Below are 1,003 nucleotides of genomic sequence, written 5' to 3'. Positions count from 1 at the left end.
AGTAGACAAGTTGATTTCTTTATCAACAAAAGCTGCGGCCAAACAATAATTCATGCTAAATTGAGCTTGAGTAGGGGTTTTGGGTTGATCATATATTAATACGGTAGGTACTTTATAATGAACTAACGCTTCCATTTTAACAACATCGGTTAGTTTTATCTCATTTTTATTAACAATATCCAAAACTGCATCAATTGAACGATGTGTAAATGCACAGCAAGGATATTTCTTGAAAATTATACCGTTTTGCTCAATCTCCCATTCCTTCCCTAATTTTTTCAACGCAGAAAAATCTACCATTTTATGAGTAGTTATACTATCGATCGAAAGTGGCGAGCTAAAAATGTCCTCACTTCCTGTTACTCCACTCGCTACCATTTTCGATATTAAATAAGCATTTCTTGCAACGAGTCCAACATGGATTGGCTTTGTCATCGTCCCAAAGTTTTTCCGTGTTCCAGAAGCAAATGAACTTGCTATTCCAAAGGCATGTTTAATTTGTTTTTCATTGAAACTTAGTAGTTTGCTAGCTGCTGCAACAGCTCCATAAATCCCTATAGTTGATGTCGTATGCCATCCGGTCTGATATTGTTCTGATCCCATACTCTCACCGAGTCTTGCTTGCACTTCGAAACCGACACTATAAGCTTCCATCATCTCACTTCCTGTAAGATTATTTTCTTTAGCTAGCGCTAATATAATAGGTATTAAAGTAACCGACGGATGCCCATAAAAAGTAAAATTGACATCATCATAGTCTAAAATATGAGACATTACTCCAAATAAAAAAGCGTATTCAAAAGGATCACTTTTTATTGCAGTGGCAAACGTTGTATCTGTTTTTTCAAAACTTAACTCTTTATGCACCTGCAGCAAAATCAAACTCAAAGATTGATTTTCAGCGGCAACAGTAACAGCTATCGTATCTATAAAAGCTCTTTTTATAGTCGTTATTGTATTACCTGATAATTTCTCATATCTGCTATTCAAAATAAAATCAACA

General features: G+C 35.0%; 1 protein-coding gene. It reads right to left on the bottom strand.

The features are described from left to right. The coding region (locus KR227_RS10720) for an MmgE/PrpD family protein (protein ID WP_218365323.1) at positions 1-1,003 on the bottom strand (1,003 nt) is incomplete at both ends.

The organism is Corynebacterium sp. TAE3-ERU30, assembly GCF_019209925.1.
Taxonomy (GTDB): Bacteria; Actinomycetota; Actinomycetes; order Mycobacteriales; family Mycobacteriaceae; genus Corynebacterium; species Corynebacterium megadyptis.
The sequence above is the reverse complement of the archived record's forward strand: the minus strand, read 5'-3'. Positions and strand labels throughout refer to the sequence as shown.